We start from the raw sequence: 26,274 nt of genomic DNA on the forward strand, positions 1-26,274 counted from the left end.
CCAGGACGGCCGACCATTTTCGCTGAGCCATGGATGGCGAATCGAAAATCCCCGTGCGAAGCCCGACCCGCCCCGAAGGGGAATAGAGATACGGCCGCGGAGCGGCCTTTCCTTGACGGGTCGCCGCAGGCGTGGCCACGAGGGTGGCACCCGCCGGCTCTTGCTCCAAGCCGCCGGCTCTTGCTCCAAGCTCCCGGCTCTCGCTCCAAAGCCAACCCTCCTAGAGCCAGCCGCTCAACCCCCCAGCTTCCTAGCCTGTTCCCGCATCGCATCCGCCTGCCGTGTCCAGTCGGCGATGCGCTGGCGCTCCTGCGCCACCACTTCGGCCGGCGCATTGGCGACGAAACTGGCATTGCCCAGCTTCCCTTCGCACTTGCGCACCTCGCCCTCGATGCGCGCGATTTCCTTGGCCAGGCGCGCTTTCTCCGCACCGACGTCGATCAGGCCTTCCAGCGGGATCAACGCACGCATGCCGCCAACCACGGCTGCCGCTGCGGCAGGTTCTTCACCCTCGACCCAGACAGGCGTCTCCACGCGGCCGAGGAACACGATCTGCGCGGCGAACTTGGCGGCGCGTGCGCGATCGGCGGCGTCGCCGTCGGCGAACAGCAGGGGGATGACCTTGCCCGGGGCGATGTTCATTTCCGCACGGATACGACGCACGCCGGTCAGCACGCCCTTGACCCATTCGATCTCGGCCGTGGCGGCATCGTCGCCTTCGATATCGGCGGCTTCCGGGTAGGGGCGCAGCATGATCGTGGTGCCCTCGATGCCGAGCAGCGGACGTACGTGCTGCCAGATTTCCTCGGTGACGAAGGGGATCATCGGATGCAGCGCGCGCAGCAGCGTTTCCAGTACGTGGACCAGCGTGTAGCGGGTGGAGGCGATGGAGGCGATATCGGTGCCGGCCAGCGCCGGCTTGGACAGTTCGAGGAACCAGTCGCAGAACTCGTTCCAGGTGAACTCGTAGAGCGCCTGTGCAGCCAGGTCGAAGCGGTAGGCGGCGAGCTGTTCCTTCACGCTCGCCAGCGTGTCGCGCAGGCGCGTGAGGATCCAGCGCTCGGCTTCCGTCGTCGGCTTCACCGGCACGATGTGCGCATCTTCGCCAAGGTTCATCAGCACGAAGCGCGAGGCGTTCCACAGCTTGTTGACGAAGGCCTTGTAGCCGCCGGCGCGCTCCAGGTCGAACTTGATGTCGCGGCCATGCGTGGCCAGCGAGGCGAAGGTGAAGCGCAACGCGTCGGCGCCGAAAGCCGGGATGCCCTCGCCGAATTCCTTGCGCGTGGACTTCTCGATCTTCTCGGCCATCTTCGGCTGCATCAGGCCGCGGGTGCGCTTGGCCAGCAGGTCGTCCAGGCTGATGCCGTCGATGATGTCGAGCGGGTCCAGCACGTTGCCCTTGGACTTGGACATCTTCTGGCCGTCCTTGTCGCGGATCAGGCCTGTGACATAGACGTCCTTGAAGGGCACCTCGCCGGTGAAGTGGTCGGTCAGCATGATCATCCGGGCGACCCAGAAGAAGATGATGTCGAAGCCGGTGACCAGCACGCTGGACGGCAGGTAGCGGTCGAAGCCCAGCTCGGCCTGGCGCTCGGGGTTGGGCCAGCCCAGCGTGGAATGGCTCCACAGTCCGGACGAGAACCAGGTCTCCAGCACGTCGTCGTCGCGGCGCAGCGCGCCGGCGTAGCCCTGCGCGGCGGCCTTGGCGGATGCCTCGGTGTCGTCGCGGGCCACGATGACGCTGCCGGTGTCGGTATACCAGGCGGGGATGCGATGGCCCCAGGTCAGCTGGCGGCTGATGCACCAGTCCTGGATGTTGCCCAGCCAGTGGCGGTAGGTGCTGATCCAGTTCTCGGGCACGAACTTCACGTGGCCCTGCTCGACCAGTTCCAGGCCGCGGGCGGCCAGGGTGTCCATCTTCACGAACCACTGCCAGGTGAGATACGGCTCGATGACCTGGCCGCTGCGGTCGCCGCGCGGCACCTGCAGCTTGTGCTTCTTCGTTTCGACCAGCAGGTCCGCCGCTTCCAGGTCGGCAAGCACGGCCTTGCGCGCGACGTAGCGGTCCATGCCGCGGTATTTCTCCGGCGCGGCGTCGTTGATGGTCGCCTCGTCGGTGAAAATGTTGATCATCGGCAGGTCGTGGCGCAGGCCGACCGCGTAGTCGTTGAAGTCATGCGCGGGGGTGATCTTCACGCAGCCGGTGCCGAAATCCTTCTCGACGTAGTCGTCGGCGATGATCGGGATCTGCCTGTCGGACAGGGGCAGGGCGAGCATCTTGCCGACCAGGTGCGCGTAGCGCTCGTCGTCCGGATGCACGGCCACGGCGGAGTCGCCCAGCATGGTTTCCGGACGCGTGGTGGCGACCACCAGCTCGCCCGAGCCATCCGCCAGCGGATAGCGGATCGACCACATGGAGCCGTCTTCTTCCTCGCTGACCACTTCCAGGTCGGAGATGGCCGTTTTCAGCACCGGGTCCCAGTTGACCAGCTTCTGGCCGCGGTAGATCAGGCCTTCCTCGGAGAGGCGGACGAAGGTCTCGACCACCGCTTCGGACATGCCTTCGTCCATGGTGAAGCGCTCGCGCGACCAGTCGCCGGAGACGCCCAGTCGGCGCATCTGCCGGCCGATGGTGTCGCCGGATTCCGCTTTCCATTCCCACACGCGGGCGATGAACGCTTCGCGGTCGAAGTCCGAGCGCTGCTTGCCCTCGGCGTTGAGCTGGCGGGTCACCACCATCTCGGTGGCGATTCCAGCGTGATCGGTGCCCAGCTGCCACAGGGTGTCGTAGCCGCGCATGCGGTGGTAGCGCACCAGCGTGTCCATCAGCGTGTGCTGGAACGCGTGGCCCATGTGCAGGGTGCCGGTCACGTTGGGTGGCGGCAGCATGATCGTGTACGGCGTGCCCTTGCCGGACGGCTTGAAGCAGCCGTCGGCTTCCCAGCGGGCATACCACTTCGACTCGATCTGGCTGGGCTCGAAACTCTTGTCCATGTGTGGGCTCTCGGATCGCGCCGCGAAGGGGCGCGCTTTGGAAGACGAAAAGACGGCCATTGTAGGCGATACTTGGCGGATGACTGAACCGGAAGTGGCCGCGATCCTCGGCGCGGAGGGCCCCTTTGCCCGTGAAGTACCGGGATTCGCCCCGCGCGAGGCCCAGCAGCGCATGGCCGAGGCCGTGTCCACGGCGATCGCCGAGCGCGACGTGCTGATCGCCGAGGCTGGTACCGGCACCGGCAAGACGTTCGCCTACCTCGTGCCCGCACTGATGTCGGGGCGCAAGGTCATCGTTTCCACCGGCACCAAGGCCCTGCAGGACCAGCTGTTCTTCCGCGACCTGCCGCGTGTCCACGCTGTGCTGGGCAGTCGCGCCCGTACCAGCCTGCTCAAGGGGCGGGCCAACTACCTGTGCCTCTATCGGCTGGACCAGTCCGTCCGCGAGGGCAACCCCGACCGCCAGCTGGCGTCGCAGCTCTCGGCCATCCGTGCGTGGTCGGCCCGCACGCGCCGGGGCGACCGCATGGAAATGGTCGATATCCCCGAGGACTCCCCGGTGTGGCCGCGTGTCACCTCCACGCCGGAAAACTGCCTGGGCACGGAGTGCGCGTTCTTCGACGACTGCCACGTGGTCAAGGCCCGGCGCGACGCGATGGAGGCCGATATCGTGGTGGTCAACCACCATCTGCTGATGGCGGACCTGGCCCTCAAGCAGGACGGCTTCGGCGAGCTGCTGCCCGGCGCGGACGCATTCATCCTGGACGAGGCCCACCAGATCCCGGAACTGGCGGGCCAGTTCTTCTCGCAGAGCGTCAGTGCCCGGCAGATGACCGACCTGGCCCACGACGCCCTGGCCGAGGCGCAGGGCGTCACCGGTGCCACCAGCCAGTTGCTGGAGCCGGTGGAAGCCGTGCAGGACCTGATCCGGCGGCTGCGCCTGGCCATGGACCCCTTGCCGCCCAAGGGCCCCTTCGGCGCGCTGGACCGCGACGGCGCGGTGCATGGGCTGTTGACGGAGCTGCGCGACCTGATGGCGGCGATGTCCGATCTGCTCGGCGCGTTGGGCGAGCGCTCGCGCGGGCTGGCCAACGTGTTCGAGCGGGCGCAGATGCTCAGCCTCCGCCTTGATCGCATCGCGGAGGAACACTCGGCCAGCGACGTGCGCTGGTACGAGACGTTCCCCCGCGGCTTCGCGCTGCACGCGACGCCGCTGGACCTGGCATCCCCGCTGCGTGCCATGCGGGCGTCCACCGATGCGGCCTGGATCCACACTTCGGCCACGCTGTCGATCGCGGGCGATTTCGGCCATTTCGCCCGCCAGCTGGGCATCGAGGACCCGCGCACGCTGCACGTCGACAGTCCGTTCGACTATGCGCGTCAAGCGCTCGCCTACCTGCCCAAAGACCTGCCTGACCCCGCAGCCCGCGATTTCACCGACAAGGTGGTCGCGGCGATCCGTCCTGTGCTGGACGCCTCGGACGGTCGCGCGTTCCTGCTGTTCACCTCGCACCGTGCCCTGCGCCGGGCCGCGGAGTTGCTGGAGGGTCGCGTTCCGTGGCCGCTGTTCGTGCAGGGCAGCGCGCCTCGCCACCGCCTGCTGGAGGAATTCCGCGCCAGCGGCCGTGGCGTCCTGCTGGGTGCGGCCAGTTTCTGGGAGGGCGTGGACGTGGCCGGCGAAGCGCTGAGCGTGGTGGTGATCGACAAGCTTCCATTCGCCATGCCCGACGATCCGGTATTGCAGGCCCGCCTGGAAGCCCTCGACGAAGCGGGCATCAATCCGTTCATGGGCTGGCAGGTGCCCACCGCGGTGATCGCGTTGAAGCAGGGCGCAGGCCGGCTGATCCGCGACGTCAACGACCGCGGCGTGCTGGTGCTGTGCGATCCGCGCCTGAGCACCAAGGGCTATGGCCGACTGTTCCTCGCCAGCCTGCCGCCGATGCCGCGCACACGCGAGCTGGCCGACGTCACCGCGTTCTTCGCGGCCACCTGACGCCTGCGTTTCGCCCGCGTTTGCCTCCGTAAGGCCACGGCGCGGACGCGTCCACCGCCCCGGTTGCCCCGACCATCGCCGTTACTGTCGATGAAGGAGAACGCCGATGTTGCGCTGGATGCAGACGATCACCGCCAAGGTCCTTGGCATCGGGCTGCTGGCCCTGCTCATGCTCATTCCCCTGACCCAGGCCGACGGGCTGGTGCGCGAACGCCAGTCGATGCGTGACACGGCCGCACTGCGCGTGGCCGACGGCTGGGGTGGCCCCCAGACGATCGGCGGTTTCGTGCTGGCCGTGCCGACGCACAGCGAAACCCGTGACGCCGAGGGCAAGCTCGTCGGCAGCCGCAACGATACCGAGATCGTGCTGGCGGACGAGCAGAGCACGACCGCCAACCTGACCGTCGAGAAGCGCCGGGTCGGCATGTACGAGGTGCCGGTCTACACCGGCGACGTGACACTCGGCGGGCGCATCCTGCCCGACGACCTGCACCGTTTCGCTGACGAAAGTGGCGCCGCGTGGGCGATGGACCACGCGGAACTGCGGCTGCTGATCGCCGACACGCGGGGCTTGCAGCACATCGCCACGGCCATCGTCGACGGCAAGCCGGTGCGGCTGGCCTCGTCCACCGCCCGCCTCGGTCCCTACACCGTCTTGTCCGTACCCATCGCGATCGACCCCGCACGCCGTACGCCCCTGGATTACTCCGTGATGCTGCGCATCGCCGGCACGGAATCGTTCTCGGCGCTGCCGCTGGCGCGCAACAACAGCGTGAGGATCCGCTCGCCCTGGCCGGACCCCAGCTTCATCGGCGCGTTGCTGCCGGGCACGCGCCATGTGGACAGCCGCGGTTTCGACGCGTCGTGGCAGGTGCTGGACCTCAATCGCGCCTATGGCCAGCACTGGAGTGCGAGCGACGACGACGTGGGCAAGCGGCTGGAACCCTCCGCCATCGGCGTGACGCTCTACCAGCCGGGCAGCGTGTATCAACAGAACGACCGCGCCGGCAAATACGGCCTGTTGTTCATCGCGCTCACCTTCGTCGCCTTCTTCCTCTTCGAGGTGCTGCGCGGCCTGCGCCTGCATCCGGTGCAATACCTGCTGGTGGGCGCAGCCATGACCAGCTTCTACGTCCTGCTGCTGGCGCTTTCCGAGCAGATCGGTTTCGGACCGGCGTATGCGGTGGCATCCGCCGCGGTGGTGCTGATCGTCGGCGGCTATGCGTTGGCCGCACTGCAGGCCCGACGCGCCGGGCTGACCCTCGGCGGCGTGCTCGCACTGGTTTACGCCATACTGTACGGCCTGATCGGCGCGGAACAGTACGCGCTGCTCATCGGCGCGGTGGTACTGGTCGCGGTGGTCGCCGTGCTGATGTACCTGACCCGCCGGATCGACTGGTACGCCCAGGGCGTACCCTTCAACCCCACCCCGGATACGCCATGAACTTCCTCGCCATCGAAACCTCCACGGAAGCCTGCTCCGTCGCCCTGGTCCATGGTGATGTCGTGATCGCGCGCAGCGAGATCGCGCCACGGCGGCACGCGGAGCTGGTGCTGCCCATGGCGGACGAACTGCTCGCCGAGGCCGGCCTGAAACGCGAAGCGCTCGACGGCATCGCCGTGGGGCGTGGCCCGGGAGCCTTCACCGGCGTACGGCTGGGCGTGTCGCTGGCCCAGGGCATGGCGATGGCGCTGGATATCCCGGTGGTCACCGTGTCGTCGTTGCAGGCCCTGGCGCTGGAAGCGCCGGAAGACGACGCGGCCATCCTTTCGGTGATCGACGCGCGCATGGGTGAGATCTACGTCGCCGCATGGCGCCGCGAAGACGACGGCAGCGTGACACCGATCGACCGCGAACGCGTGGATACGGCGGCGGCGCTGGTGTTGCCCGAGGCATCGGCCTGGCACGTGGTGGGCAGCGGCTGGGCAACGTACGAAGCCTTGCTGCGGGAACGTATCCATGCGCCGATCCGTTCGGCGGACGGTGCGCGCTTTCCGCAGGCGCGGCATGTGGCCGAAGTGGCGGCGCCCCTGTTCCGCGCAGGCAAGGCCGTGGCGCCTGAGCTGGCGCTGCCGGTTTACCTGCGCGACAAGGTGGCACTGACGCTGGTGGAGCAGGGCAAGGCCTGAGGCAGCGCGGAGACGTCGCGCGCGCTCAGCGCGTGACCAGCACCGCCTCGATCACCGCGCACACGTGTTCGAAGCAGGCATCGTCCAGCCACAGGCTGTTGGTGATGGTCAGGGTGCGTGCGGCGAAGTCGCGCGCATGCGGGATGTCGTCGGCGCCCGGCATGGCATCTAGGTAGTCGTAGTCGGGCAGGGCATGCACGAACATGCGGGCCACGCCGTGGCGCGATGCCCATAGGCGCTTCAACACCGCGTCGCGCGAGGCTTCGTCGGGCAGGCGCAACATCAGGTACGGCCAGGTACCGCCCTCGTCGGCGAACACATGTACGCCGGGAATCGAGGCGAGCGCCGGCAGCCGTGCCATGGCCTGGGCACGCGTGGCGTCGATGAACCCGGGCAGTCGCGCGAAGGCACGCGCGCCGACCGAACGGCGCCAGCGTCCCACGCGATGCAGCGGGAAATCCGCATGGAAGTCCTCGCCGGCGGCGCCGACCAGGTCGCCGCGACGCAGGGCGCGACGCATCGACCGACCGTAGGCGAGGCCCATGCCGGCCGGCCGGTAGAGCGCAGCGTAACCCGCCAGTTCCAGCGAGCGGCGGATCTCCCATCCTGGGTGCCAGCGCACCACGCGATGCGAGGCTCGCCGGAAACGCTCGCGCCAGACGTCGTCCTGGGCGACCAGCAGGCCGCCTTCGAAGATGGACAGGCCCTTGCCCGCCGCCAAGCTGTAGAAGCCGACGTCGCCCAGCGTGCCGGCAAAGCGGCCGTCGATGCGCGCGCCCAGTGCCTGCGCCGTGTCCTCGATGGTGAGCGCACCCACGGCGTGGGCGATGGCGTTGGCGCTGGCGACATCGGCGGTGCGTCCGCCCAGGTGGGTCGGCACCACGGCCAGGGTCTGCGGGCCGCAGGCTTCTTCCAACCGCCGGGGGTCCATGTCGAAGCCACCGGGCAGCAGGTCGACCAGCCGCGGCACCAGCCCGGCGCGTCGGATGGCCAGTGGCACCAGCGGGCAGGTGAAGGCGGGAATGGCCACTTCGCGCCGCGGGCGGGCGTACTCGGAAAGCGCGGTGAGGGCGACGGTGAGCGCCGCGGTGCCGGAGCATTCCAGCTGGGTATCCTCGACGCCCAGCCACGACGCGGCAAGCGCCGTCAGTGGCGCGCGGACATCGCCGCCGAAGTCGGCCATGCCCAGCGGGAGCCCTGCCGTGGGCGGGGTCTCGGGATCAGGCCGGAACCACATCGGGCACCGTTCCGTCGCCGCGCTCGGCGAAGGCCAGGCAGACGATGCCGGCCACGATCGCCACGGCGCCCGCGATCTGCGTGGGCGTGACCGGTTCGGCGAACACCCACCACGAGAGCAGCATCACACTCACCACTTCCAGATGGGAGGCGGCGAACGCGGGGCCGATCGGGGCATGCTTGAGCAGGCTCATCCAGGTCAGGAACGCACCGATGTAGCCGACCACGGCGCCGTAGATCCACGGATGGGAGAACACGCGGGCAACCCACGCCGTGCTCATTTCCACCGGCAGCGCCTGCGTGCCGGCGATCTTGAAGCACACCAGGTTGAGCGTGTCGAAGGCCAGCAACAGGCCGAAGCCGATCAGGTAGAAGCGTTTCACGAGCCGGCTCCCACGATGGCGACGCCGGCGGCGACCAGCAGGATGCCGGTGACGCGCAGGGGGCTGAGGCGTTCGCGGAACAGCACGCGCCCGGCGATCATGATGGCCACGATGTTGATGGAGCCCAGCAGCACGCCCTCGGACAAGGGGACCAGTGACAGGAAGGCGATCCAGACGAGGAACTCGGCCACGTAGCAGCCGATGCCGGTCCAGATCCACGGGCGCGCCAGCATGTAGCGCCAGCGGGCCAGGCCGTCACCCGCGCGATCGTCGCCGGCGGCTGCCTTGAACGCCAACTGGCCGCCGGTGTCCAGCACGACGTTGGCGATCCACAGCGCCAGCACCAGCCCGTGCATGGCTCAGGCCGCCATGCGCGTGGGCCGCGCGTCGCGTGCGATGCGGCCGAAGAAGTCGGCCGTCCGTTCGATCAGCATGCGGCGTTCGCGGTCGATCGTGATCATGTGGTAGCTGTCGCCCAGCAGCAGCATCTCGATCGGGCCGCGCACCCGCCGTGCCACCAGGTCGGCATTGGCCACGCTGGCCACGTCGTCTTCCGCGGCGTGCGCCACGAAGCAGGGCGCCGTGACCTCGGGCAGGCGGCGACGCACGTCGCGCGACAGCTCCACCATCTCGGCCAGGGCGTGCCACGGGTTGCCGGGCAGGCCCGCGGCCGCGCTGTCGCCGGAGAACATGGCGCTGCTGACCTGCGCGCGCAGGCGCTCGTCGCGGATGCCGTAGGGCGGCTGTTCGATGAAGCTGCGATGGCGACCGATGCCCATGCGCTTGAACCAGGGCAACAGGAAGGACAGCTTGCCGGTCCAGCCGATGGACCAGCCGTCGTAGCGGAAGGTGGCGCCGAACACGCCCACGCCATCCACCCAGGTGGGCTGGACGGCGGCGAGCCGCAGCGCCAGCACGGCGCCCATGGACAGCCCGGCCACGAACAGGCGGTCGACCCGGCCGCGCAGTTCGTCCGCCGCCGCCTCGACGCTGGCGTACCAGTCTTGCCAGCTGGTCTCGAGCAGGTCTGCCTCGGTGCCGCAGTGCCCGGCGAGGCGCACGCCCACGACGGTGAAGCCCGCGCGGTTGAGGCCCTTGCCGACCATGCGCATCTCGGCCGGGGTGCCGGTGAGGCCGTGGATCAGCAGGACGCCGTCGCGCCCGCCTTCGAAGTGGAATTCCGTCGGGTGGCTCACACCTGACCTCATCGGGTCGTTACTGTTGGCTGCATCGTGCCCCAGCGTGGTTTCAGCCGGCTTTCCGGTCACGCGGCGGGCAGGGCGGGGAAGCGTAGCTCGACGCGCAGGCCACCGGCGGCGGCGTGCATGAAGCGCACCCGCGCGGCGTGGCGCTCGGCGATGCTCTCCACGATGGCCAGGCCCAGCCCCGTGCCGTCCTCGTCCGCGCCGGGTACCCGGAAGAAACGTTCGCCCAGCTGTTCGAGGAACACGTCCGCCACCCCCGGGCCGTCGTCGTCCACCGCCAGCACGACATCGTCGCCGTCGCGCGCGGTGGACACGGTGACGCTGTGCCCCCGGCCTGCGTAGTGGAAGGCGTTGTCCACCAGGTTGTCGATCACTTCCTGCACCTGCAGGGCGTCGCCGCGGACGTGGAGGGGCGCGTCGGACCCCTCGTAGCCCAGGTCCACGCCCAGGCCGAGTGCCTGGTGCACGCGCACGGCCACCGACTCGGGCACGATCACGGCCAGGTCGATGACCGCCATGCCGTCGTGGTCGGGCAGGTCGGGCGACTGCGTGCGGGTGAGCGCCAGCAACTGCGCCGAGGTACGGGCCGCGCGCGCGGCGAGCCGGTGCACGTGGCGCAGGGCCTCGTCACGCTGGGCGGGGTCGGCGATCGCCTCGTAGCGCTCCACGTGCAACTGGATGCCGGCCAGCGGCGTGCGCAGCTGGTGGGCCGCATCGGCGATGAAGCGCTCCTGCAGGCCGATCATGTTGCGCATGCGCGCGAACAGGTCGTCGATGGTACGCGTCAGCGGCAGGATCTCGATTGGCACGTCTTCCTCGCCGATCGGCCCGAGGTCGTGGCCGCGTCGTCCCAGTCGCGCCGTCAGGGGCTCGAGCACGCCCAGGCCATGGCTGACCCCCAGCCACACCAGCGACAGCACGGCCACGATCAGCAGGGCCTCGATGGGCAGGGTCAACAGCAGGATCTCGCGTGCGCGGGCATGCCGGTCGCGCAGGTTCTCGGCGACCATGATCGTCAGCACGTCGCTGTCGTCGTGGCGGTTGGGCACGCGCATGATCGCGCCACGCAACGGCCGATGGCCCAGGGCGGTGTCGTAGAGCAGGGGCGGGGCATCGACGGCGACCGGTTCGCCGGGGCCGGCGAGGTCGGCGTTGCCGATCATCCGGCCGTGGCGGTCGCTGATCACCGTGTAGTAGTTACGCCCGTCCGGGTCGTATTCCAGCAGGAAGCGAGCCTGTGCGGTCAGTTCGCCGCGCAGCGCGTCGCTGCCGATCATCTCGGACAGGGTAAGTGCCGAATCGGACAGGTCGGCATCGTGGACACGGTTGGAGTAGGCCAGCGCCACGAAATACGCGACCACGGCGTCCAGCAGCAGGACGCCCAGCACCGGCACGAGCAGGAAGGTCAACAGGCGTCGACGCAGACTCGGCCGGGCGGAGCGTTGCGTCGCATGACGCCGTTCAGGCATCCGCGGACTCTTCGAGCAGGTAGCCCAGGCCACGGATGGTGCGCACGTTGGTACCCGACCCGTGCAGCTTGCGCCGCAGGCGGTGCAACGCGATGTCCAGCCCGTTGTCGGTCAGGTCCTCGTCCCAATTGCACAGCGCCTCGACGAGCTGTGCGCGGCTGGTGACCTTGTCAGCGCGCGTGGCCAGGGCCTCGATCAGGCCGAACTCGCGCGCCGTGAGGTCCAGCGGTGCCTCGTCGATCCAGGCACGGTGGCCGGGGATGTCGAGCCGCAGGCGGCCGATGCGGAACTCCGGTGTGCCCTTGCTGGTGCGGCGACGCAGCAGCGCACGTACGCGGGCATCGAACTCGGCCAGCGCGAACGGCTTGACCAGGTAATCGTCGGCGCCGAGGTCGAGCACCCGCACGCGTTCCTTCAGGCCCTCGCGTGCGGTGATCACCAGCACCGGCAGGATGGCGCCCCGTTTGCGGGCCCGGGCAAGCACGTCGCTGCCGTCGAGCAGGGGCAGGCCCAGATCGAGGACCAGCAGGTCGTAGTCGTGGTCGCGCAGGGCGTGGTCCGCACTGGCCCCATCGGGCACATGGTCGACCGCGTGTCCGCCCTGTTCGAGGGAGGCCCGCACGGCGGCGGCGATGGCGGCGTCGTCTTCGGCAAGGAGTATGCGCATGGTGGGCAAGGATACGCTGGGGAAGGGACATGCGCACGTTGTCTCGACAGGCTTTCCCAACGCTTTCCCGGCCTGAACCATGGAGCACGACCCGTACGCTGGTTCAGGGAGCGGAGGCCCCGGGCCCGGACGGCCCCGAGGCGTACCGAGGCGCCCTCAGGCCACGCGCAATGAGACGACGCCGTTGGCGTAGCTCTCGACGCGCAGGGCGGTGAGGTCGGTGATCCACTCGACGTCCTCGTCGATTTCCTCGGGATGGTCGCCCGCGATGGCGATGACCCGCGCGCCGGCCGCGCGTCCCGCATCGATGCCGGCACGAGCATCCTCGAACACGAGGCAGTCTTCCGGCTCGGCGCCCATCCGCTTCGCGCCCAGCAGGTAGCCTTCCGGATGCGGCTTGCCCTCGGTGACGATCTCGCCGGTGACCATCCGCGGCGGCGGCACGATCCCGGCGGCGCCCAGGCGTACCGTGGCGAGGGTGGTGTCGGCCGAGGTCACGATCGTCCAGGTCTGCGGCGGCAGGGCCGCCAGAAGGTCGAGCGCGCCGGGGATCGGCACGATACCGTCGACGTCGTTCACTTCCTCGTTGTACAGCCGCTCGTAGACGGCGTCCACGTCCATGCCCGGCGTGGCGAACATGCGCACGGAGTCGAGCATGCGCACGCCGTGCAAGCGGGGCAGGACGACGTGCCAGTCGAGGCCGTGCTCGTCGCACCAGCGTTTCCATATCCTCTCGACCAGCACGCGTGAATCGATCAGCGTACCGTCCATGTCGAAAAGCAGGGCGCGGGTGTGGATGAGCGTGCCCGGTTCAAGTCGCATGATGCCTCCATAGGGGGATGGGCTTGCCACCTTACCCCACGCATCGCCGCATTCGCCATGATCGCGCATGATGGATCGCCCACATCGTGGGCTCCTACGCGCGAACGAAGCCGCCGCGCGAACGAGGCCATAGCCCCGCCGATGCAACGGCGGTTTGGGGGTGCGTCAGCGGGCTGGCTGCGCCACGTGGTTGCGGATCGCCTCGGCGAGGATGGTGTTCACTTCCTCGGAGGCCTTGCGCGCTGCTTCCGACTGCCTGCGTCCCCACTCGGCCATGGCCTTGCCATGCACGGCACGCTGCTGTCCGAGCGCCGCCATCTTCTGCGCGATGGCCGCCTGCTCCTTGGCGAGGGTGGCGTGGCCGTCCGCATAGGCGGCGCCATCGCGCGGACCGGAAGGGCCGACTTCCTGGGAGACCAGGCTGGCCTGCTGCGCCGAGAGCTTGGCCATCTGTTCGCTGAGCATGGCCTGCTGCCGTTCGAGCATGGATTCCTGCCGGTCGATGTCGGCCTGCTTCCCCGCGCTCGCCGCGCCCATGTCGGCCGGATGCGAGACTTCCTGGTACGCCGCGTGGATGCGCTTGATATAGGCCGGGTCGCGCAGTATCCAGGCCTGGGTACCCCGCCGGTACCAGACGAACGACGTGGCATCGGCGCGATACGCGGCCTCGGCTCGCGCGATGTCGCTCGCGGTGCCGGTGGCGACGTGGATGTCGTCGGATGAGAACACGAAGCCGTCCGTGGGCTGCCCGTGGATTTCCGTGATGTCGGTCGTGCGCGATGTCGAGGTCACCGGCGCGGCGGGTGTCACGGGTGTCATGGGTGTTACGGGTGTCACGTCAGTACGCACCGGCGCGGCCGGAGCGGCAGGCCGTGCGGGTACCGGATCGTCCGTCGTCATCGCAGCGACGGACGCCGCGGGTGCCGTCGGTGCGGCTGCGACTGCGACTGCGGCACGGGCTGGCGCGGGCGGCGTCGCCTGATGGGCGGCCACCACGCGCCACGGGAAGACACCGCCCAGGGCGAGCACGGTGACGACACACAGGGTGAGCATGCGCGGATGGGTATCGTTGGCCTGGGCGAGCATGAGCAGTCTCCGTTTCAGCGTGCGGAAGGTGGGCGAGGCGCCGGGAAGCGCATGGTGGGGATGCGGGGCGACCCCCATGCGTACGAGCAGACGGCCGTACGTTGTCGCCAGGGTGTCGCCGCGCGACACCACCAGCGCATCGCAGGCGGCTTCGCGGCAGAGGGCGTACTCGCGTACGGCGACATGCACCAGCGGATGGAAGAAGAACAGCGTGCGTGCCGTGGCCGGTATCCAGCCGAGCATCAGGTCGCCGCGGCGGACGTGGGCCAGCTCGTGCATCAGGGCGAGGTCGAGTTCATCGTCGGACAGGTGATCGTGCAGGGGCAGAAGGATGGTGGGCCGCCAGAAGCCGATCACCTGCGGGGAGTGCACTTCCGTCGACACCGCCAGGCGGGGCGATCGGCGCAGCCCGAGTTCGCGAGCGCGACGGGCGCACAGGGTTTCCACCCGCACGTCGTCGTGTGGCATGGCGCGTGCGGCCACGCCGGCCAGCGTGCGCCAGCGCGATACGGCCACCACGGCCTGCACGATCACGCCCAGTGCCCAGGTGAACAACAGCATGGCCGTCCATGAGAAGCCTGCTTCGCCGACACCGTTCCCTGCCGAAGGGGCGAGGGACGCCGCCGGGAACGCGCCCGGCAGGGTCAGCGGCACGACGGCGGAGGCGTCGTCTGCCGCGGTGGCCGTGGCGATCGCCGGGAGGACGGGGAGGGCGATCAGCGTGGGCGAGATCACGCCGACCACCAGCTGGGCACCCAGCAACCACCACAGCACCGTCCTGGCGGAGGCCGACATGGCGGGCACGAGGCGACATACCGCGTAGATCGCGCCGCAAAGTAGGATCGCCTGCAGCGATGCGTGGATCAGCCGCGACAGCATTTCATCGAGCAGCATGTCCATGTCAGCGCTCCTTCCGTCGGGATTGCAGCGTGTCGACCAGGGCTTCCAGTTCGGCCAACTCGGTATCGCTCACCTGCCCACGCTCGGACATCCAGGCCACGAAAGGCGACACGGAGCCCTGCAGGGTCTTTTCGACGAAACGCGCCACCGCACCGGTCATGACCTCCCCGCTGCCGTTGGTCACGCTGTATCGGTACATGCCGTCGATGCGCCGACGGGAGAGGTATCCCTTCGCACGCAGCCGTTCCATCATCGTCAACACCGTGGAGCGTGCCAGCCCGCGGCTTTCGCCATAGCCGGCGCACACCTCGGCCACCGACGATCGCGGCGCCTCCTCGATGTAGTGCAGGAGTGCCAGCTCCTGATCGCCTACGCTCTTGCTGCTCATGCCGCCGCTCCTGACTACAGATGTAATCAGACTGCGCCTGACGACAATTGTAGTCAACCGTGACCATCGGCCTATACCCACACCGAAACCCGAAACGACGCGCCGCGTAGGAGCGCACGATGTGCGCGAACCCTCATGCTCTGCCAGAACGAATGATGCGATGCGATGCGTGGGGTAGGGGTGGCGGTGGCTTCGTTGGGGGCCTCGGAAACGCCTGCATTTTTAGGGGCATGGCTTCTTTCGTTGTAGAGAGGGCTTGGGATCGCCCACATCGTGGGCTCCTACCACCGTCCGTCGGTCCGCCCCCTCCGCTCGCCACATCCGGGTCTGTCGGTATCGCGCACAAAAAAAGCCTCCGCCCGGGGGCGGAGGCTTCAGGGGTACCGACGATCGCGGAAGCGCGAGGCTTCCGCGATGGATCAGGCAGCCGCGTCCTTGAGCTTCTTGAGCGGACGGACCTTGACCTTGACCGAGGCGGGCTTGGCAGCGAACCAGCGCTCTTCACCGGTGAACGGATCCTTGCCCTTGCGCTTCGGCTTGGCGGCGACGGCCACCGAGGTGATCTTCAGCAGGCCGGGCAGCGTGAACGTGCCGGCGCCCTTCTTGTGGATCGAGGCGCTGATGGCGCTCTCGAGCGAGGCCATGACGGCCTTGACGCTCTTGCTGTCGACGCCGCTCTGCTCGACGATGTGCGAGACGAGCGTGGACTTCGAGAACGCATCCTTGATCGGCTTGAGCGCGGCCGGGGCCTTTGCAGCCTTCACGGCGCCCTTGGCGGGAGCCTTGGCAGCCTTCTTCGCCGCCGTTTTTTTGGTCGTGGCCATGGTTATCCTTGTCACTTGAATCGAATGAGGCGGCCTTTCCGGCCGGTGCCCAGCGGGCGACTCACTCTAGCGTTGCTTTCGCCCGCTGAAAATAGGGTTCGGGCAGTTTTTTTGCATTTCGAGCCCTTTTTTTACGGTCCCGTGTGATGCAATGCGGAATAACCGCCGCCGCGCTGCCTGCACCGCGCGTGAGCGCGGCGCAGGCAAGGGCTCAGGACATACCCGCAAGCACCTTGTCCAGCGTGATCGGATAGTCGCGAATCCGCACGCCGCACGCGTTGTAAACCGCATTGGCGATGCAGGCGCCGGCCCCGGATATACCCACCTCGCCCAGTCCCTTGATCTTCAGCGGGTTGGCCTTGTCGTCGAGTTCGCTGAGGAAGACCGCTTCCATCGGCCCGATGTCCGCATTGACCGGCACGTGGTACTCGGCGAAGTCGTGGTTGACGAACGCGCCGTAGCGCGGGTCCATCACGATCTCCTCCGAAAGGGCGGAGCCGACACCGAAGATCATGCCGCCGAGTGCCTGCGACCTGGCCGTTTTCGCGTTCAGGATGCGGCCGGCCGCGAAGACACCCAGCATGCGCCTCAGCCGTACCTCGCCGGTGTCCACGTCGACGCCGACCTCCGCGAAGAACGCGCCATATGAGTTCTGGTTGTAGTCGGTGTTGTTGCTGCCCGGCTCGATGCCGCCCTCGGCCTCGACACCGTGCTGCCCGGCCAGGGCGGCATACCCGACCCGCTTGTCACCACCGGACACGTGGCCATCCTCGAAGCGGGCCTGGGTGGGGTCGATGCCTGCGGAGTGGGCCAGCTTGTCGCGCAGATGCATGCAGGCATCGTAAAGCCCCGAGCCGGCGCTGGCGGCCCCGAACGACCCACCCGAGCCAGGCGTATCGGGAAAATCGGAGTCGCCCAGCAGGATCGTCACCCGGTCCAGCGGCAGGCCGAGCAGGTCCGCGGCGATCTGCGTGAACACGGTGTACGAGCCGGTACCGATGTCCGTCATGGCCATGCGCGCCGTCAGTCGCCCTTCCGCATCCAGGCGCACGTGTGCCTTGGACGCCTGCAGCATGTTGCCGCGTATGCCGGACGACATACCGATACCGACCAGCCAGCGCCCGTCGCGGACCTGTCCCGGTTTGGCGATGCGCTTGTCCCAGCCGAAGCGACGTGCCCCGTCGTGCATGCATTCCACAACCTGCCGCGAGGAAAACGGTACGTCCAGTTCGGGATCAACCGTCGGCTCGTTGCGTACGCGCAGTTCGATCGGGTCGATGTCCAGCTGGATAGCCAGTTCGTCCATGGCACCTTCCAGCGCCAGCAGGCCGACCGCCTCGCCGGGCGCGCGCATGGAGATCGCCGGCGGCAGGTCCAGGTCGGTGTGCCGATGCGTGTTCAGCCGGTTCTCGCCGGCGTAGCGCGAGCGGGTACCGAGCACCGTCGGCTCGAACTCGTCGTTGCCGGGCTCGTTACCCGACCACGCTTCGTGGGCCTCGGCGAGGATCCGCCCCTGGTCGTCGGTGCCCAGGCGCACGCGCTGGATGGTGTTGGTGCGGTGGCCCACCACGTGGAACAGCTGCTGGCGGGTCAGCGCGAGTTTCACCTTGCGTCCCGTGGCCTTCGCCGCCAGCGCTGCCAGCACGGCATCCGGCTGAACGTCCAGCTTGCTGCCGAAGCCGCCGCCGATATAGGCCGACAGCAGCCGCACTTTCTCCGGCGGCACGCCGAACGTCGCAGCCAGCACCTTGCGCCCCGGGGTGGGCATCTGGTTGGAGGTTTCCACGGTCAACTTGCCGTCGTCCCACTGCGCCACCGTGGCATGCGGCTCCATGGCGGCATGAAACTGGAAGGGCGTGGTGTAGGTCACGTCCAGCGTGTGCGCGGCCGACGCATAGGCCGCCTCGAAGTCGCCCTTGCCGGTATCGGCCTTGGCGAACGACAGGTCCTCGGGCTTGCGCGCCTTGTCCTTCTCGGCGGCCAGTTCGAAGCGGCCCGGCTTCGCCTCGTAGTCGGCCTCGACCAGCGATGCGGCATGTCGCGCCTGCTCGTAGGTCTCGGCGATCACCAGGGCAATGGGCTGCCCGTAATGCTTGACCGCATCGCCGTCGAGCTGTGGCAACGCGTCGTCGGACGAGGTGTCCTGCTCCGGCACGTTGTCCGCGGTCAGCACCTCGATCACGCCCGGCGCCTGCCTGGCGGCTGCCGTGTCCAGATGCGCCACACGCCCCACGGCGATGGTGGCCAGCACGGGGAAGGCATACGCAACCTCGCCGATGCCGCCATGCTCGGCGGCATAGCGGGCTTCGCCGCGCACCTTCAGGGGACCGTCCACCCGGTCGATCGGCTTGCCGGTGAAGCCCTCCGGACGATCGTCCAGCGGCGTGGTGCCGACGGTGTGATCCATGCGAATCGTCATGCGGCGGTCCTCCCGCTGGCTTCGACAAGAACGGCGCCCAGCGTGCGCCGGACAAGCGGTACCTTGAAATCGTTGCTGCCATGGCCATGGGCGTCAGGCAGCGCTTTTTCGGCGAGGGCGCGCAGCGCCGTCTCGTCGGTGCCCGTCCCACGTGCGGAGGCTTCCCAGGCATCGTCCCGCCATGGGCGATGAGCCACTCCGCCGAACGCCACCCGGGCCGAGGCCAGTCCGCTGTCGTCGACATCGACGATGGCGGCGATGGATACCAGCGCGAACGCGTACGAGGCACGGTCGCGCACCTTGCGATAGAGCTGCCGCCCAGTCGGCGCGGGCGGCAAGGTCACGTGCGTGATCAGCTCGCCCTCCTGCAGCACGTTCTCGATATGCGGGGTGTCGCCCGGAAGCGTGTAGAAGTCGCCGATAGGAATGTCCCGCGATTCGCCCTGTGCCGATATGGTATGGATCACGGCATCGAGCACCCGCATGGCTACCGCCATGTCGGAAGGGTGCGTGGCGATGCACGCCTCGCTGGTGCCGACGATGGCATGGATGCGGTTGTAGCCGCCGATGGCCGCGCAACCGCTGCCGGGCTCGCGCTTGTTGCACGGCATGGCCGTGTCGTAGAAGTAGTAGCAGCGCGTGCGCTGGACCAGGTTGCCGCCGGTGGTCGCCTTGTTGCGCAACTGGCCCGACGCACCGGCCAGCAGGGCGCTGGCAAGCACCGGATAGCGTTCGCGCACGCGTGCGTCCGCGGCCAGGTCGCTGTTGCGCACGAGGGCACCGATGCGCAACCCGCCGTCCGCGGTGTCCTCGATGCCGGCAAGGTCCAGCCGGTTGATGTCGACCAGGTGATCCGGGGTTTCGATGCCCAGCTTCATGAGATCGAGCAGGTTGGTGCCGCCCGCGATGAAGCGCGTGTGCCGCTGCGCACCGGCCGCATCCGCCGCCGCGGCGGGGCTGGTGGCGCGCTCGTAGGTGAAGGGCTTCATGCGTCGGCCTCCGCGGCGTCAGCGATGGCGGCGACGATGTTGGGGTAGGCGCTGCAGCGGCAGAGGTTGCCGCTCATGCGCTCGCGTATCTCGTCGTCGGTCAGCGTGGGCCGGCTGGCCACATCGGCGGTGACGGCGCTGGCCCAGCCGGCGCGCACTTCGTCCAGCATGCCGGTGGCGGAGCAGAGCTGGCCCGGGGTGCAGTAGCCGCACTGGAAGCCGTCGTGCTCGACAAAGGCCGCCTGCAGGGGGCTCAGCGTCGCGCCGCTGGCCAGGCCTTCGACCGTGGTGATCGACTCGCCGTCGTGCATCACGGCGAGGGTAAGGCAGGCGTTGATCCGGCGGCCTTCGACCAGCACGGTGCATGCGCCGCACTGGCCGTGGTCGCAGCCCTTCTTCGAGCCGGTCAGGCCCAGGTGCTCGCGCAGCGCGTCCAGCAGCGTGACGCGGGGATCGATGTCGAGGACGTGCTCCGCGCCATTGATGCGCAGGCGGGTGGATACGCTTGGGGGTGTCGTCGGCTGCATGCCGTTCTCCGTGGGTGGGCGACGAGATGCGCCGCTGCCTGGGTGAACCACGGTTTTAAAGGGAGGTACGTGAAAGAGGCGGGGTGGAAGCGTGCCGCCTGCGTGCCTTGGTTTTTACATCGAGCGGATCACGGCCGGTCCAGCAGACCGGCGGCTACCGCACGGGCCACGTCGTCTTCCGTGTCCAGGTCCCGGGCCAGCGCGTCGTTGCGCACGCGATGGACATCATGCCCGGTCCAGAGCGCGCGAAAACCACTGTCGCCTTGCAGGGTGACGGCACGCGCGAGCGTCCTGGCACGCAAGACGGCCGGCACGCCCGCGGCATCGCCATACGCCGTGACCGTGTCCTGCGTGCCGTCGTGCTCACGCAGTAGCCGTTCCAGGTGTACCTCGTCCAGCGCCAGCTGGTCCACGACGACGACCAGCACGGGGCCATCGCGGCCGGCGAGCGCATCGGCGGCGAGGTGCAACGACGACGCCATGCCCGTCGCCCAGTCCGGATTGAATACCGGCAGCGCACCGTTCAAGCGGCCGCACAGGTGCTCTGCGTACGCACCGACGATGGCGATGGTCTTGCCTGGCTGCGTGGATGCGACGAGCCGCGAGACGCGACCCACCAGGGTTTCGCCGTCCCGCGTCAGCAACTGCTTGGGCCGTCCCAGTCGGCGGCTGCCGCCGGCGGCCAGGATCACGGCATCGTGGCGGCCGGTCACAGGTGCCGCGCGCGATCGCGCTGGCAGACCTGCGCGAGAATGGACAGGGCGATCCCGTGCGGTGTCTGCGCGCCGATGGGCAGGCCCGCCGGAAGGTGCAGGCGATCCAGCGCCGCGTCGTCCACGCCGTCGTCGCGCAAGCGGTCCACGCGCGCGCCGATCTTGTTGCGGCTGCCGAGGACACCGACGGCAAAGGCGGGCGAGCGCAACGCATGTGAGGCCACCGCGTGATCCATCTCGGCATCGTGGCTGAGCGCATAGATCGCAGTGCGCTCGTCCACCCGCAGCGCGTCCAGCGCCACGCCCAGCGCGCGCGGGTCGTAGGCCGCCAGGGTCACGCCCGGGGGCGGCTCGGTTGGGCCGTGGGGTCGCAGCAGCACCACTTCCACGCCCATCGCCGGGGCCAGTCGCGCTACCGCGAGGGTGACCGGGTCGCCCCCGACGGTGACCAGGCGCAGCGGCGGCAGGCGCACGTCCGCGTAGCGGTCGTCATCGGGATCCGCCATGCCGTCGACGATCGTCCAGTCGCCGGTGGTACGGTCGGTCAGCACGGTCACCGTGCGGCGCTCGCGCCGGGCGGCGGACAGGGCGTCCACGTACCGGGAGGGCTGGCGCAGTTCGCGGACGAAGATGCCGATGCGCCCGCCGCACGTGAGCTGGATATCCAGCACGGGGCTGCCCACGCCGTAGTCCAGAAGGCGCGGCCGGCCCTCGGCAAGGGCGGCCAGGGCCTCCTGGGCGACGGCGGCTTCCACGCAGCCGCCGGAGACGTAACCCGCCACACGGCCGTCGGCGGCGATCGCCATCTCGCTATACAGCGGCCGTGGCGAGGGGCCGGCCACGTCCACCAGCGTAGCCAGGGCCACGCGGCCTGCCTGCGCGTACTGGTCGAGGGCGGGCAGCAGGTCGTCGACGAGGGCGTATTCCGGCCAGTCGGGCCAGGCAGGCAGGGACGGGGGATTCGAGGCGTTCATGGATGAAGTCTGGCACGATGGCATGTGAAGGCCGGGCGGGATTTGGACACATCCCGCCCACGCGCAACGTGGTTTCCTGAGGCGACATGTCCCCACTCATCGACCGTCACGGCCGTACCAAGCGCAAGCTGCGGATATCGCTCACCGACCGCTGCAATTTCCGCTGTACGTATTGCATGCCCGAGCATCCGGACTGGCTTCCCCGGAGCACCCTGCTTGCGCGCGAGGAAGTGGCGCGCCTGGCCGGCCTGTTCGTGGACAGCGGCATCGACCAGATCCGCCTGACCGGTGGCGAGCCCCTGCTGCGTCGCGACCTGCTCGAATGCGTGCGCGATATAAACGCCCTGCGCGAGCGGGGCCTGCGCCGCCTGTCGATGACTACCAACGCCTCGCGCATCGCCCCGCGTGCGGCCGAGTTGGTGGCGGCGGGTATCGACGACTTCAACGTCAGTCTCGACGCGGTCGATCCGCATACGTTTCGCCGGCTGACCCGGCGTGAGATCGCCCCGGTGCTCGATGGCATCGCCGCGCTGGTCGATGCCGGTGCCCGCATCAAGCTCAACGCGGTGGTGATCCGCGGCGACAACGAGAAAGACGTGGTGCCGCTGTTGGAATGGGCCATGGCCCGCGACATCCCGCTGCGCTACATCGAATACATGCCGCTCGACGCGCCCGGACAATGGAAGCGCGATGCCGTGGTATCGGAGGCCGAGATGCTGGCGGCCATCCGTGCGACGCACCGCGTCGACGACCTCCCACGCGGCAACGATCCGTCCACGCCTTACCTCGTGGACGGGCGTTATTCGCTGGGCGTCATCTCCACCGTTTCCAATCCCTTCTGTTCCACCTGCGACCGCCTGCGGCTGACGGCCACGGGCGAATTGTTCACCTGCCTGTTCTCGCCGCTGGGCACCCCGCTGGGCACGCGCATGCGCGAGGGCATTGCCGACGACGTGCTTGCCGAGCAGGTCCGGCGCGCGGTCTGGCTCAAGGATGCCGGTTACGCGTCGCGTCCCGGTCCCGTCGACCGGCCGCTGACCATGCACGCCATGGGTGGGTGAGCGCTTTCCTACGGATCTGCCATGACATCGATCGTTTTCGAACTCTTCGCCAACCTGGAGCGGTTGGCCGGCCGACACGAATGCACCGTGGAGGTCGATGACACGGTAGTCACCGTGGGTGACGCCGTCGCGCGGCTCGCCGTTGCGCAGCCGGCACTGGCCGCGTCGCTCGAGCGCTGCGCCTGCGTGTCCGGCGACACCATCGTGCGCCGCGCGGACGCGTTGCCGGCCGACGGCCGCATCGCCTTGTTGCCGCCCGTGGCCGGAGGCTGATCCATGACCCATGCCGTGCTTGCCCACGCCGCCGTCGCGGTGGACCCGTTGCTCGAACTTCATGCGCATCCCGAATGCGGTGGCCTGGCCCTGTTCGTCGGCACCGTGCGCGACCACCACGAAGGGCGCTCGGTGCGCCACCTTGCCTATACCGCCCACGAGCCGCTTGCCGAGAAGGTGATCCGCGACGTGGAGCAGGCCACGCGCGAGCGCTACGGCGTGCCTTACGTGCGCATTGTCCATCGCCTGGGTGATCTGTCGATCGGGGATATCGCCATTGTCTGTGTGGTGCGCGCGCCGCATCGTGCCGAGGCTTTCGACGCATGCCGCTATGCGGTGGATGCGGTGAAGCACGGTGCGCCCATCTGGAAGGAAGAGTTCTACACGGACGGTACCAGCGCGTTCGTGGAGGGCTGCTGCATCCGTGACGACCTGGACGACCAGCCAGCGCCCCACGCGCACCACCACCACCCTCCGCATGCGAGCCACGGATGAAAGACGTCAGCCAGAAACCCGATTCCCTGCGGATCGCGCGTGCCACCGCCACGCTGCATGCGCCAGCGGCCTGCATCGATCTGCTGCGCAGCGGCGAGACCGAAAAAGGCGACCCGCTGAAGACGGCGCGCGTTGCCGGCATCCTTGCCGCCAAGCGGACCGACGAACTGATTCCGTTGTGCCACCCGCTGCCCATCCACCGGGCCGACGTCACCTACGAACTGGCCGCGACCAGCGTGCGCATCGTCGCCGAGGTGCAGACCATCGGCCCAACCGGCGTGGAGATGGAAGCGCTGACCGCGGCCAGCCTGGCCGCGCTCACGATCTACGACATGCTCAAGCCGTACGCGGAGCCCGACGAGCTGCACATCCAGGATTGCCGCCTCGAGCGCAAGGTCGGCGGAAAATCGCACTACCGTCGCGCACTGGCGTCGCCGCGCACGGCCGCGGTGGTGGTGCTGTCCGACACCGTGGCCCGTGGCGCCAAACCCGATACGGCCGGCGTCTTCGTCCGCGATGCGCTGATCGATGCCCATTTCGCTCCCGTGGCCTACACCGTGATCGGCGACGACGCGACGACCCTGCGCGATCGCGTGCGCGCCCTGGTCGATGAGGGCACCTCGCTGGTCATAACGGTGGGTGGCACCGGTCTGGGGCCCCGCGACATCACCGTGGACACCATCAGGCCCATGCTGGATGTGGATATCCCCGGCATCATGGAAACCGCGCGCGCCTTCGGCCAGCAGCGCATGCCCTACGCGATGCTCTCGCGGGGCGTGGCCGGCTACATCGGCGACACGCTGGTGCTCACCTTCCCGGGTAGCCGGGGCGGCGCCAGCGAGTCGCTGGCGGCCACGTTGCCAGGCATCGTGCACCTGCTGGAAACGGGGCGTGCGGGAGGCAAGCACCCCGGCGGCTACGGGGAGGCCAACTGATGGCGCTCCTGCCGCTGGCGGAAACCTTCGCGCATTACCGGCAGCACGTCGGCCCCTTGCCGACGCAGCGGATGGCCCTGGAACTGGCGTTGGGGTCGGTGCTGTCTGAGCCCGTGGCCGCCCTGGTCTCGCTGCCGCGTTTCACCCAGAGTGCCGTCGACGGCTATGCGTTGCGTGTCGGCGATGGGCGCAACGAGCGTGCGCTCATCGGTACATCCGCTGCCGGCGATCCGGCCGACGTCGTGGTCGGGCCAGGGCAGGCGGTGCGTATCCTCACCGGCGGCGTGCTGCCCGCTGGCGCCGATGCCGTCGCCCGCCAGGAGATCGTCGAGCGCACCGGGGCTGGCATCGCGCTGACCGCCGCCGTGGTCGTCGGCGAGGCAATCCGTTTCGAAGGCGAGGAACTGGTCGCCGGCACGATCATCGCCGCCGCCGGCCAGCGCGTGACGGCCGGTCTTGTCGCCGCACTGGCGATGGCCGGGATCACCGAGGTGGAGGTCTACCGACGTCCGCGCGTGGTGGTCTTGGTCACCGGCGATGAAGTGGTACGCGCCGGCGAGCCGCTGGCGCCCGGGCTGGTCTACGACGCCAACGGGCCGCTGCTTCGTGCCTGGTTCGTCGAGCAGGGCTACGGTGAGCCGGTGGTGGCGTATGTCCGCGACGATGAAGCGGCGCTGGAAGAAGCGATGAGCGCCGCGCTGGACAGTGCCGACCTGGTGGTGACCAGCGGCGGTGTGTCGGTGGGCGATCGCGATTTCGTTCCGGCCGTGGCCGAACGCCTGGGCGTGCGCAAGGTGTTCTGGAAAGTGGCGCAGAAACCGGGCAAGCCGCTCTGGTTCGGCATGCGCGAGGGAAAGGCCCTGCTGGGTATGCCGGGCAATCCCGCGGCCGTGCTGGTGTGCCTTACCGTTCACGCACGCGCGGTGCTGGCGAGGCTGGAAGGTGAGACATCCGAACAACCGGCGTGGTGCCAGGGCCTGCTGGCCATGGCCGTCGATGCCGACGACGAGCGCGACCGTCTCGTGCGCATGCGACTGGACATGAGCAGCGGCATGGTCTCGCTGGCGTTACTGCCGCGGCAGGAGTCGCACATGCTCAGCAACATGGCCACCGCGCAGGCGCTGGTATGGCTTCCTGCGCGGGCCGAGCCCTTTGCGGCGGGCGAGCGCGTCGCCTGGCTACCGCTCTGAACGAGGGCCCGGCAGCGCCGGGCCCTGCGCCATTACCAGGCTTTGACGTCCGAAACGACGACCGTGTAATCGGTCATGTCCGGGGAATAACGGAATAGGCGGCCGAGGTCGAAGTCGACGCTCTTGCCCGGTTCGATGTTGGACGTACCCGCCGGCCAGCCCTGCTTGCTCGCGACGACCTTGCCCGACGCGTCCTTGGCATCGATGCGGATCTGCGCGGCAGCGGCTTCGGTGCACTTGTTGACCAGGTTGCCCTTCATGCTGAAACGCGGCTGGCCCGAACCCTGCTGGAGCTTCACGCCGAAACCTTCGACGGCGAAGTCCTTGGCGGCGCAGGCGGCATGGGCGGACAGCGGGGCGGCGACGAACAGCGCGACGGCGATGGCGATCTTCTTCATGGGTGGTGTTACCTGTCGATAGGGAAAGGCTGACACCCGTCTCGTGAGATAGGGCGTTAGCTTTCGTATCGGCAGGTGGTTGGGAGACTTTAGGCTAGGCTTTGGGATGGGTGGGCTCGCCTTCGGCATCGCGTTGGGGCTTGGAGCCTTGGCGCCTTGGAGCAAGAGCCGGCGGGTAGCCCCCTCGGGGCCACGCCTGCGGC

Annotated in this window: 25 protein-coding genes; 8 read left to right on the forward strand and 17 right to left on the reverse strand. The window is 68.7% G+C overall.

Annotated features, from left to right (window positions below):
* Positions 1-234: 234 nt before the first annotated feature.
* On the reverse strand, positions 235-2,994 hold the full coding sequence (locus QRN34_RS18265) for a valine--tRNA ligase (RefSeq protein WP_285406746.1): 2,760 nt from the start codon (positions 2,992-2,994) through the stop codon (positions 235-237).
* A 79-nt stretch (positions 2,995-3,073) separates the two neighbouring features.
* Between QRN34_RS18265 and QRN34_RS18270 the strand changes: the two genes are divergently transcribed.
* From QRN34_RS18270 to tsaB, 3 genes are all read left to right on the forward strand, one after another.
* A complete protein-coding gene (locus QRN34_RS18270) occupies positions 3,074-4,987 on the forward strand; it encodes an ATP-dependent DNA helicase (protein ID WP_285406747.1) in 1,914 nt (637 codons plus the stop codon).
* Between the two features lie 106 nt (positions 4,988-5,093).
* Complete coding sequence (gene creD, locus QRN34_RS18275; RefSeq protein WP_285406749.1) at positions 5,094-6,431, forward strand: cell envelope integrity protein CreD; 1,338 nt, start codon at positions 5,094-5,096, stop codon at positions 6,429-6,431.
* On the forward strand, positions 6,428-7,117 hold the full coding sequence (tsaB, locus tag QRN34_RS18280; RefSeq protein WP_285406751.1) for a tRNA (adenosine(37)-N6)-threonylcarbamoyltransferase complex dimerization subunit type 1 TsaB: 690 nt from the start codon (positions 6,428-6,430) through the stop codon (positions 7,115-7,117). The genes creD and tsaB overlap by 4 nt, the downstream gene beginning before the upstream one ends.
* Before the next feature lie 25 nt (positions 7,118-7,142).
* Here the strand turns inward: tsaB and QRN34_RS18285 are convergent, their stop codons facing one another.
* From QRN34_RS18285 to QRN34_RS18355, 15 genes are all read right to left on the reverse strand, one after another.
* On the reverse strand, positions 7,143-8,354 hold the full coding sequence (locus QRN34_RS18285) for a DegT/DnrJ/EryC1/StrS family aminotransferase (RefSeq protein WP_285406753.1): 1,212 nt from the start codon (positions 8,352-8,354) through the stop codon (positions 7,143-7,145).
* Positions 8,338-8,736: an EamA family transporter gene (locus QRN34_RS18290; protein ID WP_036137184.1), complete on the reverse strand. Its 399-nt coding sequence runs from the start codon at positions 8,734-8,736 to the stop codon at positions 8,338-8,340. Before QRN34_RS18290 ends, QRN34_RS18285 begins: the two co-directional genes overlap by 17 nt.
* Positions 8,733-9,092: an EamA family transporter gene (locus QRN34_RS18295; protein WP_036137183.1), complete on the reverse strand. Its 360-nt coding sequence runs from the start codon at positions 9,090-9,092 to the stop codon at positions 8,733-8,735. The genes QRN34_RS18290 and QRN34_RS18295 overlap by 4 nt, the downstream gene beginning before the upstream one ends.
* Positions 9,093-9,095: 3 nt before the next feature.
* Entirely contained in the window at positions 9,096-9,932 is an 837-nt protein-coding gene (locus QRN34_RS18300) for an alpha/beta fold hydrolase (protein WP_285406754.1), read from the reverse strand.
* A gap of 68 nt (positions 9,933-10,000) precedes the next feature.
* Complete coding sequence (locus QRN34_RS18305) at positions 10,001-11,410, reverse strand: sensor histidine kinase (protein ID WP_285406755.1); 1,410 nt, start codon at positions 11,408-11,410, stop codon at positions 10,001-10,003.
* A complete protein-coding gene (locus QRN34_RS18310; protein ID WP_036137178.1) occupies positions 11,403-12,077 on the reverse strand; it encodes a response regulator in 675 nt (224 codons plus the stop codon). Before QRN34_RS18310 ends, QRN34_RS18305 begins: the two co-directional genes overlap by 8 nt.
* A 156-nt stretch (positions 12,078-12,233) precedes the next feature.
* A complete protein-coding gene (locus QRN34_RS18315; RefSeq protein WP_285406756.1) occupies positions 12,234-12,899 on the reverse strand; it encodes an HAD-IA family hydrolase in 666 nt (221 codons plus the stop codon).
* A gap of 165 nt (positions 12,900-13,064) precedes the next feature.
* Positions 13,065-14,885: a M56 family metallopeptidase gene (locus tag QRN34_RS18320; protein WP_285406757.1), complete on the reverse strand. Its 1,821-nt coding sequence runs from the start codon at positions 14,883-14,885 to the stop codon at positions 13,065-13,067.
* Between the two features lies 1 nt (position 14,886).
* The gene (locus tag QRN34_RS18325) at positions 14,887-15,273 is read right to left on the reverse strand and encodes a BlaI/MecI/CopY family transcriptional regulator (protein ID WP_285406759.1); all 387 of its coding nucleotides are present in this window, start codon (positions 15,271-15,273) and stop codon (positions 14,887-14,889) included.
* A 419-nt stretch (positions 15,274-15,692) separates the two neighbouring features.
* Positions 15,693-16,097 (reverse strand): HU family DNA-binding protein, encoded by a 405-nt coding sequence (locus QRN34_RS18330; RefSeq protein WP_036137170.1) that lies wholly within the window; start codon positions 16,095-16,097, stop codon positions 15,693-15,695.
* 211 nt (positions 16,098-16,308) lie between these two features.
* A complete protein-coding gene (locus QRN34_RS18335) occupies positions 16,309-18,504 on the reverse strand; it encodes a xanthine dehydrogenase family protein molybdopterin-binding subunit (RefSeq protein ID WP_285406789.1) in 2,196 nt (731 codons plus the stop codon).
* 8 nt (positions 18,505-18,512) lie between these two features.
* Entirely contained in the window at positions 18,513-19,505 is a 993-nt protein-coding gene (locus QRN34_RS18340) for a xanthine dehydrogenase family protein subunit M (protein ID WP_285406761.1), read from the reverse strand.
* A complete protein-coding gene (locus QRN34_RS18345; RefSeq protein ID WP_285406762.1) occupies positions 19,502-20,032 on the reverse strand; it encodes a 2Fe-2S iron-sulfur cluster-binding protein in 531 nt (176 codons plus the stop codon). Before QRN34_RS18345 ends, QRN34_RS18340 begins: the two co-directional genes overlap by 4 nt.
* A gap of 128 nt (positions 20,033-20,160) precedes the next feature.
* Positions 20,161-20,745, reverse strand: coding sequence for a nucleotidyltransferase family protein (locus QRN34_RS18350; RefSeq protein WP_285406763.1), 585 nt, complete (start codon positions 20,743-20,745; stop codon positions 20,161-20,163).
* Positions 20,742-21,719, reverse strand: coding sequence for an XdhC family protein (locus tag QRN34_RS18355; RefSeq protein ID WP_285406764.1), 978 nt, complete (start codon positions 21,717-21,719; stop codon positions 20,742-20,744). The genes QRN34_RS18350 and QRN34_RS18355 overlap by 4 nt, the downstream gene beginning before the upstream one ends.
* A gap of 86 nt (positions 21,720-21,805) precedes the next feature.
* On the opposite strand from QRN34_RS18355, the gene moaA reads away from it, so the two are divergent.
* The 5 genes from moaA to QRN34_RS18380 are packed head-to-tail and all read left to right on the forward strand — an operon-like array spanning position 21,806 to position 25,673.
* Positions 21,806-22,780, forward strand: a complete 975-nt coding sequence (gene moaA / locus QRN34_RS18360; protein ID WP_285406765.1) for a GTP 3',8-cyclase MoaA — start codon at positions 21,806-21,808, stop codon at positions 22,778-22,780.
* Between the two features lie 21 nt (positions 22,781-22,801).
* Entirely contained in the window at positions 22,802-23,053 is a 252-nt protein-coding gene (locus QRN34_RS18365) for a MoaD/ThiS family protein (RefSeq protein WP_285406766.1), read from the forward strand.
* A gap of 3 nt (positions 23,054-23,056) precedes the next feature.
* The gene (locus QRN34_RS18370; RefSeq protein ID WP_285406767.1) at positions 23,057-23,548 is read left to right on the forward strand and encodes a molybdenum cofactor biosynthesis protein MoaE; all 492 of its coding nucleotides are present in this window, start codon (positions 23,057-23,059) and stop codon (positions 23,546-23,548) included.
* Positions 23,545-24,483 (forward strand): bifunctional molybdenum cofactor biosynthesis protein MoaC/MoaB, encoded by a 939-nt coding sequence (moaCB, locus tag QRN34_RS18375; protein WP_285406768.1) that lies wholly within the window; start codon positions 23,545-23,547, stop codon positions 24,481-24,483. Before QRN34_RS18370 ends, moaCB begins: the two co-directional genes overlap by 4 nt.
* Positions 24,483-25,673 carry a molybdopterin molybdotransferase MoeA gene (locus tag QRN34_RS18380; protein ID WP_285406786.1) on the forward strand — a complete coding sequence of 397 codons (1,191 nt, stop codon included), beginning with the start codon at positions 24,483-24,485 and terminating at the stop codon, positions 25,671-25,673. Before moaCB ends, QRN34_RS18380 begins: the two co-directional genes overlap by 1 nt.
* 32 nt (positions 25,674-25,705) lie before the next feature.
* On the opposite strand, the gene QRN34_RS18385 is transcribed toward QRN34_RS18380, so the two are convergent.
* Entirely contained in the window at positions 25,706-26,071 is a 366-nt protein-coding gene (locus QRN34_RS18385) for a hypothetical protein (protein WP_036137150.1), read from the reverse strand.
* Positions 26,072-26,274 lie beyond the last annotated feature (203 nt).

The organism is Luteibacter sp. ME-Dv--P-043b (assembly GCF_030209605.1).
GTDB lineage: Bacteria > Pseudomonadota > Gammaproteobacteria > Xanthomonadales > Rhodanobacteraceae > Luteibacter.

Excerpts from the sequence above, each read along its gene's own strand:
- QRN34_RS18295 (WP_036137183.1), bottom strand. The coding sequence starts at position 9,092 with ATGCACGGGCTGGTGCTGGCGCTGTGGATCGCCAACGTCGTGCTGGAC.
- QRN34_RS18320 (WP_285406757.1), bottom strand. The coding sequence starts at position 14,885 with ATGGACATGCTGCTCGATGAAATGCTGTCGCGGCTGATCCACGCATCG.
- moaCB (WP_285406768.1), top strand. The coding sequence starts at position 23,545 with ATGAAAGACGTCAGCCAGAAACCCGATTCCCTGCGGATCGCGCGTGCC.
- QRN34_RS18310 (WP_036137178.1), bottom strand. The coding sequence starts at position 12,077 with ATGCGCATACTCCTTGCCGAAGACGACGCCGCCATCGCCGCCGCCGTG.
- QRN34_RS18265 (WP_285406746.1), bottom strand. The coding sequence starts at position 2,994 with ATGGACAAGAGTTTCGAGCCCAGCCAGATCGAGTCGAAGTGGTATGCC.
- QRN34_RS18285 (WP_285406753.1), bottom strand. The coding sequence starts at position 8,354 with ATGTGGTTCCGGCCTGATCCCGAGACCCCGCCCACGGCAGGGCTCCCG.
- moaA (WP_285406765.1), top strand. The coding sequence starts at position 21,806 with ATGTCCCCACTCATCGACCGTCACGGCCGTACCAAGCGCAAGCTGCGG.
- QRN34_RS18335 (WP_285406789.1), bottom strand. The coding sequence starts at position 18,504 with ATGGATCACACCGTCGGCACCACGCCGCTGGACGATCGTCCGGAGGGC.
- QRN34_RS18315 (WP_285406756.1), bottom strand. The coding sequence starts at position 12,899 with ATGCGACTTGAACCGGGCACGCTCATCCACACCCGCGCCCTGCTTTTC.
- creD (WP_285406749.1), top strand. The coding sequence starts at position 5,094 with ATGTTGCGCTGGATGCAGACGATCACCGCCAAGGTCCTTGGCATCGGG.
- QRN34_RS18270 (WP_285406747.1), top strand. The coding sequence starts at position 3,074 with ATGACTGAACCGGAAGTGGCCGCGATCCTCGGCGCGGAGGGCCCCTTT.
- QRN34_RS18340 (WP_285406761.1), bottom strand. The coding sequence starts at position 19,505 with ATGAAGCCCTTCACCTACGAGCGCGCCACCAGCCCCGCCGCGGCGGCG.
- tsaB (WP_285406751.1), top strand. The coding sequence starts at position 6,428 with ATGAACTTCCTCGCCATCGAAACCTCCACGGAAGCCTGCTCCGTCGCC.
- QRN34_RS18365 (WP_285406766.1), top strand. The coding sequence starts at position 22,802 with ATGACATCGATCGTTTTCGAACTCTTCGCCAACCTGGAGCGGTTGGCC.
- QRN34_RS18330 (WP_036137170.1), bottom strand. The coding sequence starts at position 16,097 with ATGGCCACGACCAAAAAAACGGCGGCGAAGAAGGCTGCCAAGGCTCCC.
- QRN34_RS18370 (WP_285406767.1), top strand. The coding sequence starts at position 23,057 with ATGACCCATGCCGTGCTTGCCCACGCCGCCGTCGCGGTGGACCCGTTG.
- QRN34_RS18325 (WP_285406759.1), bottom strand. The coding sequence starts at position 15,273 with ATGAGCAGCAAGAGCGTAGGCGATCAGGAGCTGGCACTCCTGCACTAC.
- QRN34_RS18385 (WP_036137150.1), bottom strand. The coding sequence starts at position 26,071 with ATGAAGAAGATCGCCATCGCCGTCGCGCTGTTCGTCGCCGCCCCGCTG.
- QRN34_RS18345 (WP_285406762.1), bottom strand. The coding sequence starts at position 20,032 with ATGCAGCCGACGACACCCCCAAGCGTATCCACCCGCCTGCGCATCAAT.
- QRN34_RS18305 (WP_285406755.1), bottom strand. The coding sequence starts at position 11,410 with ATGCCTGAACGGCGTCATGCGACGCAACGCTCCGCCCGGCCGAGTCTG.
- QRN34_RS18355 (WP_285406764.1), bottom strand. The coding sequence starts at position 21,719 with ATGAACGCCTCGAATCCCCCGTCCCTGCCTGCCTGGCCCGACTGGCCG.
- QRN34_RS18380 (WP_285406786.1), top strand. The coding sequence starts at position 24,483 with ATGGCGCTCCTGCCGCTGGCGGAAACCTTCGCGCATTACCGGCAGCAC.